This is a genomic window from Azospirillum ramasamyi, assembly GCF_003233655.1.
Taxonomy (GTDB): Bacteria; Pseudomonadota; Alphaproteobacteria; order Azospirillales; family Azospirillaceae; genus Azospirillum; species Azospirillum ramasamyi.
The window spans coordinates 388,590-403,845 of sequence record NZ_CP029831.1 but is presented as its reverse complement, the minus strand read 5'-3'; the positions used below and the strand labels follow the sequence as shown (position 1 = coordinate 403,845).

Genomic DNA, 15,256 nt, shown 5'->3' with positions numbered 1-15,256 from the left:
ATGGATCGCCTCGACGACATGCTCGCCTTCATCAAGGTGGTGGACACCAAGAGCTTCACCGCCGCCGCCGACCGGCTCAACCTGTCGAAGTCGGTGGTCTCCCGCCGCATCGGCGAGTTGGAGAACAGGCTCGGCGCGCGGCTGCTGAACCGCACCACCCGCAAGCTCAGCCTGACCGAGGTGGGACAGGCCTTTTACGAGCGCTGCATCCGCATCCTGGCCGACCTGGAGGAGGCGGAGCAGGCGGTCGCCGACCTGCACGCCGCCCCGCGCGGCCGGCTGCGGCTCAACGCGCCGGTCAGCTTCGGCATCCTGCATCTGGCCCCGGCGGTGGCGGAATTCCTGGAACGCTATCCGGCCATCGAGATCGACATGGACCTGAACGACCGCACGGTCGATCTGGTGGACGAGGGCTATGATCTGGCGGTCCGCATCGGCCGGCTGCGCGACAGTTCGCTGATCGCCCGGCGGCTGGCTCCCGCACGGATGGCGCTGTGCGCCAGTCCGGCCTATCTGCAAAAGCATGGAGTGCCGGAAACGCCAGAGGATCTAGGCCGGCACAGCTGCCTGATCTACACCAACGTGCCGACGCCCGACGTCTGGCAGTTCACGGTGGATGGCGAGATGCGCAACGTCCGGGTATCCGGGCCGATCCGCAGCAACAACGGCGACCTGCTGCGCGAGGCGGCGATCTCCGGCGTCGGCTTCATCATGTCGCCGACCTTCCTGTGCGGACAGGCGTTGACGCGCGGCGAACTGGTCAGCGTCCTGCACCGCAACGTTCCGTCGGAGGTCAGCGTCAACGCGGTCTATCCGCAGAACCGCCACCTGTCGCCGAAGGTGCGGGTGTTCGTCGATTTCCTGGTCCAGCGCTTCGGCCCGCGCCCCTATTGGGACTGCGCGCTGCTCGACACCCTGCCGCAGGAGATGAGCCCGCAGGAAGCCGGCTGAAACAGCCTCCCGAGGACCGGCCCCCTTCAGGACGGTGAGTTCGGCCGGCGGCGGGAGCGCAGGTTCAGCGCGGTGATGAAGTTCGGCTGCTGGCCGACCACTTGGCCCTGGGGCACCGGCTTCTTCGGGGCGGTCGACAGGAAGCCGCCGACACGGCCGCGCAGTTCCACCGCATGGTGCGCCGCCTCGTCCGCGCTTTCCGCCACCTGACGGCGCACCGACGGATCCAGCGTGTTGAAGGCGCGGGAGGCGAATTCGAAGGCCGGCTGCGACTTGGTGGCGATCACCTGACGCAGAGCCTTGGACACCAGCACCGTGTCGAGGCCGCCCGGCCCCTCCACCCCGTCCAGCACGTCGGCGAGGATGCCGATGGCCTGGATCGTGCCGTTATCGTCCAGGGAAAGGTCGTGAGCGTCCATACGGGTCTTCCGATCGTCTCAAGCGGTACGGGTCTCGCGCTTGCGGACACCCGGGTTGCACCTTTGAAATCATAGTGTTTGCACCGGCGTCTGGCAATGGACGCCCGCAGGGACCGGCGGTGAAATCGTTAAGACCCGGCTTGCCCCGATCCCAGCGACACCGGAAAAGCGGCGCGCAGCGACGGCCACAGCGCCATCCAGTCGCCGTCATGCTCCATGCCCGGCACCACCCGCACCGGCGCGCCGACCCGGGCCGCGAAGCCGCGCACCACCTCCGGCGGAACCACCCGGTCGTTGCCCCCGGCGATGTGCCATTGCGGCACCAAGGCCAGCCGTCCGGTTTCCCGCGCCGGGTCGAGCGAGCCGGTCAGCGGCGTCAGCCGCTTCGCCGCCGCCCAGGCCGCGAGGTCGAGCGGCGCCACCACCGTCACCAGCACCGCCACGTCGTCGCGCCTTGCCGCCAGCAGCGCCGCCGCCACCCCGCCGCCGGAATAGCCGACCAGCACCAGCCGGTCCGCCCCGCTTTCCCGCTTCGCCTCATCCAGCGCGCGGCCGAGGGAGGCGATCACCTCCGGCGCATAGCGGTGGGAGGTCCAGATCCGGGTGGAGCAGGCGGCGTCGGTCGCCACCCCGCCATACTGGCAGGGACGGGCGAGATAGAGCAGCCGCGGCGCCGGGTCGGTCAGCGCCAGGGACAGGGCCACCGGGTTGAAGGGCGTGGGGTCGCGCGACGGCTCCGTCGGGCTGTTCCAGGCATGGCCGTCGCCCTCGATATAGACCACCAGCGGCCCCGCCCCGCCGGACCGCAGCCAGCCGGCCAGGGTGAAGGGCGCCGCCGCGAAACGTCGCGGCAGCAGGCCGGCGGCCCCGGCGGCCTCGTCCACCGCCGCCACCCGCTCCCGCGGCACCACGGCGCAGCCGGCCGGGAACAGCAGCGCGGCGGCAAGAGCGGCGCGCAGGAAGGGGGCGGCCATCCTCACGGCGCGGGCAGCCGGGTGGCGAAGGTCGGCGGCAGCAGCCGCTCGACGCAGGCGCCGGCATCGCCGGTGGACAAGGTCTCGACGAAGCGCGCGGCGGCGCTCCGCCCGCAGGGGCTGACGCCCAGCACGTCATGGCCGATGCCGCGGAAGGACATCAGCGTCGCCCGGCGCAGGCTCCGGCCCATCTCCCCGGCGCGCGCCGGAGCGGTGAAGGTGTCGTACACGCCGGTCAGGATCAGCGCCGGCACCTCGGACTCGACCGGCCGGTAGAAGGACGCATCGACGGGCGGCAGGTTCAGAACCGGACAGGCGGCGTCGTAATCGGTCTCCACCGCCTCGGCCACCACGTATGGCCGCAGGTCCGCCGCGGCGCGCCGGGCGGCGGCGGCATCGATGCGCGGACGGTTCTCCCGGCACCCCACCGTCAGGTTCAGCCCATAGGCGAGGTTGCCCAGCACGCCCCAGATGGCCGGCGGCACCAGCAGCGACAGAACCGCCGAGTCCTCCAGCCGCAGCGCCCCGCCGGTTCCCGTCCCTCCGCCTTGCGCGACGGCGCGGTCGAGACGGTCGAGCAGGGCCGGCATCACCACCATCCCATCGGCGCCGCCCAGCCGCAGGGCCAGGACAGTCGCCAGCACCGGCCAGGACAGTTGCAGGACGCTTTCCCGCCCGGTGCCGGGATGGCGCAGGCGCAACTCCAGGGGCCGCCGCTCCAGCGCCGCCGACAGCCGCTCCACCGCCTGCCCAAGCTGCGGGAAGGCGCGGGCGCAATCGGGCTGGGCGGCGCAATCCTCCACCATCCGCCGATGCGCCTGCCGGATGGCGGTCAGGCGGTCGAGGTCGAGCCAGGTCGCATCCACCGCCGCCGGAGAGTTCAGCACAAGGCTGCGCACCGCCCCCCCGTCGGCGCGCAGCAGCGCCTGGGCCAGCACCCCGCCATAGGAGGTCGCGACGATGTTCCAGCGCTCCACCCCCAGCGCGCCGCGCAGCGCCCGCAAGTCCGCCGCGCTCCGCCCGCTGTCGAAATCCTCAAGCCGGTAGCCGGCGCGGCGCAACGAATCGAGGCAGGCGACGGCATCCTCCGCCGTCACGCCGCCGAACCAGGTGCGCAGCGGATCCAGCGCCGGACAACGCAGGGAGGGCGCCGAGCGGCCGGTGCCGCGCTGGTCCGCCAGGATGATGTCGCGGGTGGCCCGCATCGGCTCCAGCATCGCCGCGGTGCCGCGCGGATCGTCGCTGCCGCCCTGCCCCGGCCCGCCGGCCAGCACCACCACCGGGTCGGCGGCGGGCGCGCCGCTCAGCGCCGGCAGCACCATCACGAACAGGTCGAGCGGCGGGCTGTCCGGCCGCTGCCAATCCGACGGCACCCGCAGGCTGTGGCAACGCGGCGCCGGCCCGGCCGGCGGCGTCCCATCGGGGCATGGCGTGTCGACAAGCACGGAAAGCGGGAGCGGCGCCGGAACCGGACGCGCTTCCGAAGCGGTGCCGGCGACCGGAAGTGGCGGCGGCGATTCGGCGATGAGGGTCGGTGGAGGCCCGCTGGATGACGGCCCGCTCAGCCGATCGATCCCCACCCCCAGAATCCCGCCCGCCAGCGCGCAGAGCGCCAATGCGCCGCCGATGACGGCAAGGCGCCGACCGCCGCTGTCCATCGGCCGGACTACTCGGCCATGGTGGTGAAGAAGGCGGACTGGACGACGACGCTCCCCTGCGCCTCGGCCTTGGCGATGGCCGCGCGCAGGCTCGCCAGATAAGCCCCGGCCGGCTCCACCTCCTCACGGTCGGCGGGGAACAGCGGTTCGCTGGTCACCAGCGCCAGGATCATCGCCGGGCCATAGGGCGGGGCGATGGTGTAGACGCGGTCGCTGGGCGAGCGGGCGATCCCCAGCGTGACGGGGCGGCCGGCATCGACGCGGTCGTCGCGGCGCAGGCGCATCGGCACCATGTGGATCGCGTTGCCTTCGATGTCGATGTAATCGACCGTCAGATAGCCCGACATGCCGGGGGTCACCGTGATCTCCAGCTTTTCGCCCTGGCGGTAGACCATCGACGGCCGGTTGAAGCCCAGCTCCAGCGCATCCGCCGCCTGCGCCTCCGCCCGCGCCGGCAGTCCGGCGACGCCCAGCGCCTCGCACAGCGGCCAGGGGCGCACGGCGACGCGCGCGGCGATGTCGACACCCCCCGGCAGCCCGGTGATCGCCGCCTTCAGCGTGCCGGCATCGGCGTCGCTGCCGACATGGCCGCCGATGCGCAGGCCCTTGCCCGTTTCCACCGCCCTGACGCCGGCACAGGTGAGCCCCGCCGCCGCGGCCTCCACCCTCCTGCGCGCCTCGGCGGGCGTGATCGGCGGCACCGGCGGCGCGGCCGGAACGGCGGCCGGCACGATCTGGGCCGGTGCGGGAGCCGGGGTCGCAATCGGGGCCGGGGCCGAAGGCGTGACGGCCTGAACCGCCGGGGCGGCCGGCAGCGGCGGCACCGGGGCGGCGGGAGCTTGGACGACCGCGGGCTCGACCGGGACGGGGCCCGGCGTTTCCGCCTTCACGGGCGCCGCAGCCGTGGGGGAGGCGGGCGCGCCGAGCGGCGCCGTCGTCATGGCGGGCAGAGTGGCAGGCGGTGCGGAAGCCTGAGTGGCGGATGCCGCCGGAACCGACGCCTCCTTCACCGGCGCCGGGGCCGTCGTCGGGGCGGGTGCCGGTGCAGGCGGCTGCGACTGGCCGAACAGCAGGAAACCGGCGATTCCGGCCGCCGCCAGACCGCCGACGCCACCGGCGATCAGCCCGACCGGAGCCTTCTTCTTCGGCTCTGCCGCCGTCTGTGCGGTCTTCGCCTGACCGCCGGCCTTCGCGGCCTCGGCCACCGCCGGTTTGGCTTCCTCCTTCGCCGGGGTCGCCGCCGGAAAGGGGGCGGCGTCGAAAGGCGTGATCTCCGCAGGGCGGCGGGTCAGCGCGCCGACCAGTTGCGTCATCGATCCGGCCCGGTTCTGCGGGTCCGGCTCCAGCATGGAGCACAGGACTCCGCGCAGCGGCTCGTCCAGCGCCGACAGGTCGGGCACGGACATGCGCCGCTCGATCATCGCCTGGGGCGTGCGGCCCATGTCCAGCGGACGGCCGAGCGCCGCCGCGGCCAGCACCAGACCGGCGCTGTAGATGTCCGACTGCGGCCCGACCTCTCCGCCGAACAGCCCGAACTGCTCGGGCGAGGCATAGCCGTACTTGCCGGCGAAGGCGTCGCCGATGACGGTCCCGGCCCCGCCGGCGGTCTGCTTGGCGATGCCGAAATCGATGATCTTGGCGTTGGCGATCTCGCGGCCGGGCAGGATGACGTTGTCGGCCGACATGTCGCGGTGGACGATGCCGCGCTGGTGCGCCGCCGCCAGACCCGAGGCGATGCGGTCGAGCAGGATCGCCACGTCGTCCGGGCCGAGCGGCCCACCCTGCAGCACCTCCTGCAGCGACGGCCCGTCGAGATACTCCATCGACAGCAGGATCCGGCCATACTCGTCGCGGAAGACGCCATCGTAGGACACCACCGCCTCGTGGCGGATCTCGCGCAGCGCCGCCGCCTCGCGCCGCAGCAGCTCCACCATCTTGGCGTCCTGCGCCAGTTCCGGCCGGATCACCTTCACCGCATGCCAGGTGTTCATGTCGACATGGCGGGCGCGGTGGACCTCGCCCATGCCGCCGCGGGCGATCAGCCCGTCCACCTCATAGGTGTGGCTGAGCAGGGTGCCCGGCCCGATCGGCGCCGGCGCCGCCCGTCCTCCCGAAGCCTCGACACCGGAGACGGACGCCCCGGTTACCGAAGCGGTTGCGGCCGGCGGCGTGGTCAGCCTCGTCGCCTCGCCATCCGCCCCCCGATCGGCAGCCCCAGCCGGAGCCCCAGGAGCGGTCGGCAGGATGGCCGTGGGCTCGTGGCTGTCGGCGGGAGGCTGGTCGGGGGTGCCGTCGGGCGTACCGTTGGGAGGCTGGGCCATGGCGGGATGCGGTCCGGTTCAGGAAGGGGGCTGGCGGTGTCGAAGGATGAAGCCGCGGCGGGTCAGTCCGGCTTGCCGCCGTCCGGGGCGCCGGGGGAGTCCCCGCGCACGAAGCGGTCGTATTCGCGGGCGATGGCGTCGCCGATGACCCGGTCGAAATCCTCCTCCAACTCGACCACCAGATCCTTGTAGAGCGTTTCGTACTGGTCCCAGTAGCGCGCCTTGCGCGCCCCCGGCACGATGCTGTCGAGAAGCCGCGTCTCCAGCCGTTGGCTGAGCGCGCCGGGATCGAATTTGGCGACCACCTGTTTCAGCGCGGTCTGCAGCGCCGCGGCATAGGCGAGATGGTGGATTTGCACGTCGCTCGCCGCCTCGCGCACCGCGTCGCCCATCGGCAGGAAGCCGCGCAGGCGCGGGTCGGCCAGCACCGACACCGCTTCGTCCAGCGTCTCGCAACGCTTCAGCGGGTTCTCCCCCGCCGGGCGGAAGCTGGTCTGCTCCAGATGGAACTCGTCCTTGAAGCGGGAGCGCGCCCGCAGCGAGGCATGCAGCGCCCCCAGGCTGATGCGCAAGGCCTCGCCCATGCTGCGCATCATCGCGTCCGGGTCAGGCAGCCCGCCCGCCGGCAGCGGCGCGCCGAACCCCTCGTAGAAGGCGGCGACCGCCGCTCCCGCATCGGCCCGGGGCGCGGCGACCTGGGCGGCAACGGGGGCGGCGACGGGGGCGGCGACGGGGGCGGCGACGGGCACAGCCGCCACGGGCGGCGCAGCCGGCACGGCCTGCGGCGCGGCATGGAACGCCGCATGGGGAACGATGACGGAATCGTCCGGCAGCGGGTCGGCGGCCGGGTCGGGCAGAGTCTCGTCGATGTTCCAGTCTTCCGGCAGCGGCTGGGCCGTCTTCGCCACGGCGGGGAAACCCGGATCCGGAAAGGCCGGCGCCGCCGGCTGCGGCGTGCCGAGGAGGTCGTCGTCCCAATCGTCGGGAATGCCGCCAGCCATCGGCTGCGGTGGGGCTGCGGGCGGCTGATACGAAACGCCGATCGACAGCGACTGGTTCAGCGGGTCGGAATGGTCATCCACGGTGCCGAACCGCCAGTCGTCCGCCCGTTCGCGCGCGGCGGCGCCGCTGCTGGAGGCGGTCCAGGCATCGAAGGGCGCCTCTTCCGACCGCAGCGGCTGGTGTTCGAAGGGCCGGTGATCGCCGGAGCGGGCTGCGGGGTCGGCGAACAGCTCGCCGAACTGGTCCGGTGCCGCGGCGGACGCCGGCGGCGCGGCGAAGGGATCGGGCGAGCCATCCGTCCCACCCAGCCGGAAGGCGCCGGAAATCTCGGTGAAGCTGGGGGCGGACAGCGATTCCACCGTCGCCTCGATGATGAAGCGGCCGATGCGGATGCGGTCGCCCGACCTGAGATCCGCCGGCACGCTGCGGCCGAGCGGCCGGTCGGAGCCGTTGAGGAAGACGCCGTTGGTGCTGGTGTCGATCACCCGGTAGCCGGCCCCGGTCTTCTCGAAGACGCAGTGCTGGCGCGACAGCAGAAGGTCGGGATCGGGAAGGATCCAACCATTCTCGACCCCGCGCCCGACGGTGAGGTCGCCGCCATGCAGCGTCTTCTCGGCATTGCCGCCCAGCGACGCCCGATGGTCCGATACGATCCTCAGCCTCAGCATTCCACGCTCCCCCACCCCTCTGCCAAACCCTCTTGCCCGGCCCTCAGCCGCCGATCACGACCGTCGGCGCCCCGGTCACGATCACCCCGCCATGGGCGGTCCGGTCGCCCAGCCGCGCCGCCGGCCGGCCGCCGACCATCACCGTCGCCGATCCCTTCACGATCGCGTCGGGCGGGCCGGCGCAGACGCACATGTCCGTCACCACCGCCGCCGGCAGGAATTCGATCAGGACCGCCGGCACGCCGGGGCTGACGATCGGACCGCCGACATGCGGAACCGGACCGGTCGTCATCGGGCAACTGTGCATGTCGGTCAGGCGCGCGGCGGGTGGCATGGGCGGTCTCCTCCGGCCTCGGGATCAGCGGACGCGGGGCGCATCGGCACCCGATGCTGCAACCGGAGTTGTCCGCAGCGGGATTTCGACGCGGCGCAGGTCGCCGTTGACCGATTCGAACAGGACGAGCGCGTCGGCGCCCGCATCCTCCATCATGAACCGGATGCCGGGACCGAACAATGCGGCGCGCTGGGCCTCGTCGCTGATCGGCAGGAAGCTGCCCAGCACCGTCGGATCGTAGAAGCGGAACAGGTAGGCCGCCCCGCTCTCGCCGTTCACGATGGTGAATTTACGGAAATGCCGGCGCACCGCGTCGATGTCGTCGTCGGCCAGCAGCAGGATGCCCCAGCCGCGGCCCCAGCCCTCCCCCACCAGCCAGTCGGCGACCGCGCCGCCGCGCGTCAGCCGCACCAGATAGGGCGCCACCTCCGCCAGTTCGCTCGCCGTGTCGCCCTGGTAGAGGGAGCGCATGTCGGTCTCCTCCTCCCGCGCCAGCAGGCCGGGGTAGAGGCCGGGATCGCGCGCGGCGTCGACGATCATGTAGAGCGCGCGCCCCTCATCCTCCTGCGGCCACAGATGATGGGCGAGGCGGGCGACCACCTCCTGCGGCGACCGGCGGGGCGAAGGCCCGGCCATCGCCCTGTTCGTGCCGGGAGTCATGCTGGGAATCTGGCCGGGAGTCATGATTGACAGATCTCGCACAGCGGCGTGTTGGACGCGGCGGCGCTGCGCATCACCATGGCCTGGGCCGCGGTCTTCGGGGTGTGGCTTTGCGCCGGGCGCGGCAGCTTCGCCTTCGGCGGGGCCGCGATCGTCCCGCCCTTGTCCTTGTCGGCCGGCGACGGCTTGGCCGGCATGGCCGGCGAGGCGCTCAGCCCATTGGCCGCGCCGCCGCTGTTGATCAGCACCATGGTGCCGTTCATGGCGATGCCGGCCGGGCTCAGCGTGATGAAGTTGCCGCCGACCTTCAGCGTCAGCGAGGCCCCGGCCTCCAGGCACAGGTTCGCCCCGGCATGGACGGCATAGTTGGTGCCGATCCTGTCGTGCAGATCGACGCCGACCGTCCGCGACACGCCGCCGCCGATGGCCTCCACATGGTCGCCGTCCACCGTGGCGTGATGGTTCTTGCCCACCCATTCCCACAGGCCGCCGCCGACGTTCACATGCTGGCCCGCCGCCACCGAGCTGCGGCTGTCATGGCCGATGCGCAGATCATAGTCGCGCTGGGCATGGACGAAGACCTGCTCCTTGCCGGCCTTGTCCTCGAAACGGATCTCGTTGAAGCCGCGCCCGCCGGGCGAACTGCGCGTCTTGATGCCGGAGCGCGTCTTGTGTTCGGGCAGGGCGTAGGTCGGCAGCGCGTCGGCATTGTTGACCACGCCGATCACCATCGGGCGGTCGGGGTCGCCGTCGACGAAATCGACCAGAACCTCCATGCCGATGCGCGGCACCGTCTGCATGCCCCACTGGTGCCCGGCCCAGCTCTGCGCCACCCGGATCCAGCAGGAGCTTTTCTCGTCCGACCGGCCGCGGCGGTCCCAATGGAACTGCACCATGATGCGGCCGAACTTGTCGGTGTAGATTTCCTCCCCCGCCGGACCGACGACGAAGGCGGTCTGGATGCCGCGCACCGACGGCTTCGGCGTGCGCCGCGCCGGCCGCACCACCGATTTCGCCGGCAGGGCGCGGAAGCTGTTGCCGTAGGACGCCTTGCGCTTGTCGCCGGGCAGGAAGCCCTCGTTGCAGGCGTCAAACTCCAGCTCCGCCACCACGACGGGCTGGTTGTTCTCCGCCGCCGTCGGATGGTCGGTCAGGGCGAAGGTCATGCCGGGATGCAGGCTGCGGCAGGCGCCGGTGCCGCGCACGCCCTCCAGCCCGCGCTCCTCCGTCTCCATCCGGCGGCGGGCGAGCGCCGACCCGGCGTCGCGCGTGGCATAGCGGCCGGGATATTCGAACAGCTCGTATCTGGTCGAAACCGGCACCTTGGCGACCGACGCCTCGCCGCTGTCCAGCGCCGTGCGCGGCGCCTGGAAATCATAGTCCTTGGTGGCCCAGCGGCCGGACGCGATGGAATAGACCCGCTCCCACCGCTCGATCTGGTCGGCATACTGGCCGCTGGGGTTGAAGCGCAGGGTGGCCGGCGACAGCTTGGCATAGCCGGCGGCGCTGTCGGACAGGATCAGCCTGTGGCGGTCGCGCTCATGCGCGAAGTAGTAATAGATGCCCTCTTCTTCCAGCAGGCGGCTGATGAAGTCGAAATAGGTCTCGTTGTACTGGACGCAATATTCGCGCGGCTGGTACGTGCCGCTCAGGCTGCGGAACTCGAAGTTGGAGAAGCCGAATTCCTGGAAGATCGTCTCGACGATCTTCGGCACCGCCATCGGCCCGCCGCCGCCCAGGCTGTGGAAGATGCGGCAATCGCTGGTGTAGGACAGCAGCGACAGCCAGGGCACCACCTCGATCGTGTAGTAACGCTGATCGCGCCCCACCGGCACGCCGACGCCCAGCGAGCGGGCGATGCCGTTGACGTAGTGGCGCTGGCCGTCCAGCTGGCGGAAACCGATGTTGACGCCGTTGCCGACGATGGTCTCGGCCGCCAGCGGCTCGATGGGGCCGAGCGCGTCGATGCGGTAGAGGAAGGGGCTGGACAGCGCCTCGCGCCCTCGCACCCGCTCCACCAGCAGCACGTCGGGGCCGGCCGGCGTTTCCAGCGACAGAAGACGGTCGTCCTGCGTGAACTGCATCAAGCCTCCTCCTTGGCACGGCCGGTCAGGAAATCGACGAAGGATGCGGACGGCGGCAGGCCGGCGGTGGTGAAGCCCTGCTCCGCCACGCCCTCCCCGCCCAGCGTCCACCAGCGGGCGCCGGTGAAAGGCGCCGCAGCGGACGGCTGCGGAACCGGCTGCGACACCGGCTGCGGAACCGAGAGTGCGGCGACGGAGCCGACGAAGGCCTCCACATCCAGCGTGTGGGTCAGGACGGACAGGGCCAGTTCCTCCGCCGCCTCGAACCATGCGGCATCGGATTCGGCCCCGGCGGCGCTCCGGCCGGGCGCGAGCAGGGCGGCCAGCGCCAGCGGAAACTGCCGTCCGGCCTTGTCGACGCTGGGCATCATCACGCCCGCCGCCGCCTGCGGCCCGCAGACCCCGGCCTCCAGCACAAAGCGCCAGATCGGCGCGTTGAGGTAGCGGCCCATCCACCCCTCGCCCAGCGCCGCGCGGCTGGCCTGCAACCCGTCGAGCAGCCAGTCGTGCCAAGGATCGGCGAAGCTGCGCGGCAGCCCGCGCAGCAGGAAGTCCCCCCGCGCCGGCAGCTTGCCGAAGCAGCCCGCCTGCCCGATCACAGGCTGGCCCATCACAGGCTGTCCGGGCATCGGAAGTCCTTGAGGTCGCGGATCGAGAAGGGATTGACCGCGCTGGTCATCCGCACGTCGAAGCTCGCCGACTTGCCGGCGGCGCCGAAGCTCAGCGGGATGCGGTCGGGCACCGACCCCTTGCGGCCCCGGTTGGCGTCCAGCGTGCGGAACCATGCCCAGCTGCCGGTGCGCTGGGTCATCTCCGGCGGCTCGGTCGGCTGGCCGGTGAAGGTGACGCGCAGGTCGCCCGCCCCGCCCGGCTTCGGCCATTGCAGCCCCTGCGCCAGCGTCGCGGTGCGGGCGAAGGTCATGCGCTGGCCGTCGATGTCCAGATCCACCTGCTCCACCCCGGCGCCGAGATAGGTCGGGCGCAGTTCGAAGCGCAGGGACGGCACCCGGCCGCCGTCGGGGAAGAAGGCGTCGCGGATCATCGCCGCATGCTGGAAGGCCGGCAGCACCGAGGCCGGAATGCCGAGATCGGCGGCCGACGGCTGCCAGCGCCAGGGCTCCCGCGTGGTGTCGACGAAGGGGCGCAGCCGGTTGGCGAAGAAGGCGTCGATCAGCCCGCCGGGGGCGAACAGCCGGGCGAAATCGTCCATGCCGACATCGGCCGAGGCGCCCTTGACGAAGGGATAGCGGTTGTCGAGCGCGCGGCGGCACCAGGGCAGCACCGTGCTCTGCCATTCGGCGTTGATCTGCGTCCGTGCCCCGCTCAGCGTCCGTGCCGTGCCCTGCTCCACCAGCTCCTCGGTCCAGCGGCGCACCGGCTGCGGGTAATAGGCCATGTCGGTGGCGAGCTTCTGGAACACCTCGCCGCCGCCGGTGGCCGCCAGATCGAACAGCTTCTGCCCGCCGCCGGAGCCGAGCGACAGCCGCGCCAGCACCGCATGCACGCCCTCCAGCTGGCGCAGCAGCTCCTCCAGCCGGGCATTGCCGCTGTTGCGGGTGAAGTCGTTCAGCGGGCGGAAACGGTCGTCCACCATCTGTGTGACCAGCCTGGCGACGCCGCTGTCGGCGACCGCCGCGGCCAGGGCGGCCACCGCCGGAGCGGCGCCGGCCGGCGCCTCCGGCACGCGCTGCAGCGTCGTCTCGTTCGCCACGGCCGCCAGCAGCTTCTGCAGGGGGGAGTTGCGGCCGGACAGGATGTTGACCTCTTCGCCCAGCGCCTGCGGGTTGGCCGCCGGCACCAGCGCGATGTCGTTCAGCAGGGCGTCCCAGCGCCCGGCATAGTCGCGCAGATACAGGGTCAGCGCCGCCGTTTCCAGCTCCGGCCCGGCCTCTTCCCCACGCGGGGGCCCGAGCAGCCAGCTGAGATCCCGCACCGACTGCGCCGCGCCGGGCAGGCCCGGCAGCATCACCGTGGTGAATCCCTGCTGGGTGTAGAAGCCCGGGATGCCGTCGCTGAGCCGCGCGCCGGAGGAGCGGCGGAACACCCGGTCGCCTTCCGGCCCGGCCTGATCGGTCGGGCGCCATTCCGGCAGCTTGCGCGCCGCCTCGCCGTCGCGGACGGCGGCATAGGCGCGGGCGGCCAGCGGCGTGCGGGCCAGAACCTCGCGCGACTGGCGGATCAGTTCGGCATCCAGATTGATCTTCGGCAGGCCGGCGGGGGCGCCGAGCCCGGCGTCGATGTGGCCGAAGAGCGCCTTGGTCTCGTCCTCGCCCGGCGGGGGCGAGACGCGGCGCAGCCAGCCGGCGGTCCAGGCCTTCACCTCCTCGCCATTGACCGGCCCGGCGCCGCCCAGCGTCAGGTAGAGCCGCAGCAGCGCTTCCACCGCCGGGGCGTCGTCGGCGACCAGCCGGTCGCGCAGGTCGCGCTGCACCCGCACCAGCATGCGCGGCACCAGCAGCCCGTTCACGGCGCGGCGATAGAGCGCGTCGCCGGCCTCCTCCAGCTTGTCGCCCTGGTAGAGCCCGAAATCGAGCGCCAGCTTCTGTTTCAGCGCCAGCGTGTCGTGACCGGCCGGCAGGGCGCGCAGCTCGTTCAGCACCGGCAGCACGCGGCGGATGTCGTCGTCGGCGACGGTGCCGGCGGCCAGCGCCTCCGCCTTCGGGCGATAGGCGTCGACCGCCTGCTGTTCGCGGTCGATCAGCCCGGCATTGCCGAGATAGCTGGCGACCCAGGCGGCGGTGGCGGCGACGGTGACCAGCCCGAACAGGCTGTAGGCGATGCGCGGGATCCAGATGCGCCGCCGTTCCGCCGCCGGGTCGAAGCCGACGAGATTGGCCTCGCGGAACACCAGATCGTTCAGCAGCCCGCCGAGGAAATAGCTGCGCTGCTGCCCGGCGGCGACGGCGCCGCCGCGGAAGGGCGCCGCCGGCAGGCCGAAGCTCTCGGCCAGCCCGCCGATCAGCCGGTCGATCTGCGTGCCTTCCTGGGTGCCGCTGGTGAAATAGATGCCGCGCAGCCGCAGCGCCGGCTCGTAGCGGTTGGCCTTGAAGGCGGCGGCGACGAAATCGAGCAGCGGCTCCTTCAGCGAGGCCAGCTGCGACGGGAAGGCGAAGATGGCGCCCCGGCGCTCCTGCGCATGCTCCTGCTGGATGCGGTCGACGGCGCGGGCGGACAGCCGGCCGGCGATGCCGTCCAACTCGCTGCCCAGCGTCGCCATGCCGGCATCGCCCAACTCGCTTTCGGATGCCGGCAGGGTGACGCCGACGATCTGCCGGCGCTCGTCCCGGTTCAGGTCGTGGAAGAACTCGTTGAAGCCGGCGATCAGATCGGCCTTGGTCAGCAGCAGATAGACCGGCGCCTTGACCTTCAGGGTCTCGTACAGCTCGCGCAGGCGGCGGCGGATGGCGGCGGCATGCTGCGCCCGCTCCTCCGGCCCGGCGGCGGCGAGGTCGGGAACCGCCATCGCCACCAGCACGCCGTTGATCGGCTGGCGCGACCTCGCGTCCTTCAGCAGCTTCAGGAAGGCGCCCCAGCCGGTCTGGTCGACCGCCTCGTGGCTGTCCTGGGTGGTGTAGCGCCCGGCGGTGTCGAGGAAGATCGCCTCGTCGGCGAACCACCAGTCGCATTGCCGGGTGCCGCCGACGCCCTTCAGCGGCTTGGCCCCGGTCTGGTCGGCCAGCGGGAAGTTCAGGCCGCTCTTCAGCAGCGCCGTGGTCTTGCCGGCGCCGGGCGGGCCGATGATGACGTACCAGGGGGTGCCGTAGAGATAGCCGTCGCCCAGCCCCCGCTGCTTGCGTCCGGCCTTCAGCAGGGCGAGGGAGTCGGCGAAGGTCTTGCGCAGGCCGGCGACCTCGTCGGCCTGGTCCATGGCCGCCATGCGGGCCGCGTCGGCGCCGCCGGTCAGCTCCGCCGTCATCCGCTCCTCGGCCTTGGCGTCGCGGCGCTTCAGCAGGACCAGCACGACGGCCAGGATCGGGAAGGGCACGGCGGCGGCCACGGCCAGCCAGGGCATCTCCAGCCCGGCCAGCGGCGCCAGCAGCGCGATCAGCGCCGCCGCGATCGCCGCACCGACGAAGCCCAACACTGCGCGGGAGAGCAAGATGGCGGTCAGCCGACTCATTCCGATACCCCTGTCCCTGATCTTCTTTCGGCGTCTTCGCCTAATCGGCGTCCCTGCCGGCCGCT

11 protein-coding genes are annotated in these 15,256 nt (G+C 72.1%); 1 reads left to right on the top strand and 10 read right to left on the bottom strand.

Going from position 1 to position 15,256, the window contains the following annotated elements; genetic code table 11:
* The gene (locus DM194_RS18240; protein ID WP_111069222.1) at nt 1-951 is read left to right on the top strand and encodes a LysR family transcriptional regulator; all 951 of its coding nucleotides are present in this window, start codon (nt 1-3) and stop codon (nt 949-951) included.
* 26 nt (nt 952-977) lie between these two features.
* Here DM194_RS18240 and DM194_RS18235 read toward each other — a convergent pair whose 3' ends face one another.
* The 10 genes from DM194_RS18235 to tssM all read right to left on the bottom strand — a co-directional run bounded on the left by DM194_RS18235 (nt 978) and on the right by tssM (nt 15,191).
* Nucleotides 978-1,370, bottom strand: a complete 393-nt coding sequence (locus tag DM194_RS18235; protein ID WP_111068987.1) for a hypothetical protein — start codon at nt 1,368-1,370, stop codon at nt 978-980.
* Between the two features lie 128 nt (nt 1,371-1,498).
* Nucleotides 1,499-2,344, bottom strand: a complete 846-nt coding sequence (locus DM194_RS18230; RefSeq protein ID WP_111068986.1) for an alpha/beta hydrolase — start codon at nt 2,342-2,344, stop codon at nt 1,499-1,501.
* 2 nt (nt 2,345-2,346) lie between these two features.
* Nucleotides 2,347-4,002: an alpha/beta fold hydrolase gene (locus DM194_RS18225; protein WP_111068985.1), complete on the bottom strand. Its 1,656-nt coding sequence runs from the start codon at nt 4,000-4,002 to the stop codon at nt 2,347-2,349.
* Nucleotides 4,003-4,010: 8 nt separating this feature from the next.
* Entirely contained in the window at nt 4,011-6,323 is a 2,313-nt protein-coding gene (locus DM194_RS18220) for a serine/threonine-protein kinase (protein WP_111068984.1), read from the bottom strand.
* A 62-nt stretch (nt 6,324-6,385) separates the two neighbouring features.
* On the bottom strand, nt 6,386-7,993 hold the full coding sequence (tagH, locus tag DM194_RS18215; protein ID WP_111068983.1) for a type VI secretion system-associated FHA domain protein TagH: 1,608 nt from the start codon (nt 7,991-7,993) through the stop codon (nt 6,386-6,388).
* Between the two features lie 43 nt (nt 7,994-8,036).
* A complete protein-coding gene (locus tag DM194_RS18210) occupies nt 8,037-8,327 on the bottom strand; it encodes a PAAR domain-containing protein (protein ID WP_111068982.1) in 291 nt (96 codons plus the stop codon).
* 24 nt (nt 8,328-8,351) lie between these two features.
* Entirely contained in the window at nt 8,352-8,987 is a 636-nt protein-coding gene (locus DM194_RS18205; RefSeq protein WP_111069221.1) for a DUF4123 domain-containing protein, read from the bottom strand.
* A 20-nt stretch (nt 8,988-9,007) separates the two neighbouring features.
* Complete coding sequence (locus tag DM194_RS18200) at nt 9,008-11,071, bottom strand: type VI secretion system Vgr family protein (RefSeq protein WP_111068981.1); 2,064 nt, start codon at nt 11,069-11,071, stop codon at nt 9,008-9,010.
* Nucleotides 11,071-11,700: a type VI secretion system-associated protein TagF gene (gene tagF / locus DM194_RS18195; RefSeq protein ID WP_111068980.1), complete on the bottom strand. Its 630-nt coding sequence runs from the start codon at nt 11,698-11,700 to the stop codon at nt 11,071-11,073. Before tagF ends, DM194_RS18200 begins: the two co-directional genes overlap by 1 nt.
* Nucleotides 11,682-15,191: a type VI secretion system membrane subunit TssM gene (gene tssM / locus DM194_RS18190; RefSeq protein ID WP_111068979.1), complete on the bottom strand. Its 3,510-nt coding sequence runs from the start codon at nt 15,189-15,191 to the stop codon at nt 11,682-11,684. Before tssM ends, tagF begins: the two co-directional genes overlap by 19 nt.
* Between the last annotated feature and the right edge of the window lie 65 nt (nt 15,192-15,256).

Excerpts from the sequence above, each read along its gene's own strand:
- DM194_RS18225 (WP_111068985.1), bottom strand. The coding sequence starts at position 4,002 with ATGGACAGCGGCGGTCGGCGCCTTGCCGTCATCGGCGGCGCATTGGCG.
- tssM (WP_111068979.1), bottom strand. The coding sequence starts at position 15,191 with ATGAGTCGGCTGACCGCCATCTTGCTCTCCCGCGCAGTGTTGGGCTTC.
- DM194_RS18200 (WP_111068981.1), bottom strand. The coding sequence starts at position 11,071 with ATGCAGTTCACGCAGGACGACCGTCTTCTGTCGCTGGAAACGCCGGCC.
- DM194_RS18230 (WP_111068986.1), bottom strand. The coding sequence starts at position 2,344 with ATGGCCGCCCCCTTCCTGCGCGCCGCTCTTGCCGCCGCGCTGCTGTTC.
- DM194_RS18205 (WP_111069221.1), bottom strand. The coding sequence starts at position 8,987 with ATGACTCCCGGCACGAACAGGGCGATGGCCGGGCCTTCGCCCCGCCGG.
- DM194_RS18210 (WP_111068982.1), bottom strand. The coding sequence starts at position 8,327 with ATGCCACCCGCCGCGCGCCTGACCGACATGCACAGTTGCCCGATGACG.
- DM194_RS18220 (WP_111068984.1), bottom strand. The coding sequence starts at position 6,323 with ATGGCCCAGCCTCCCAACGGTACGCCCGACGGCACCCCCGACCAGCCT.
- tagH (WP_111068983.1), bottom strand. The coding sequence starts at position 7,993 with ATGCTGAGGCTGAGGATCGTATCGGACCATCGGGCGTCGCTGGGCGGC.
- tagF (WP_111068980.1), bottom strand. The coding sequence starts at position 11,700 with ATGCCCGGACAGCCTGTGATGGGCCAGCCTGTGATCGGGCAGGCGGGC.
- DM194_RS18240 (WP_111069222.1), top strand. The coding sequence starts at position 1 with ATGGATCGCCTCGACGACATGCTCGCCTTCATCAAGGTGGTGGACACC.
- DM194_RS18235 (WP_111068987.1), bottom strand. The coding sequence starts at position 1,370 with ATGGACGCTCACGACCTTTCCCTGGACGATAACGGCACGATCCAGGCC.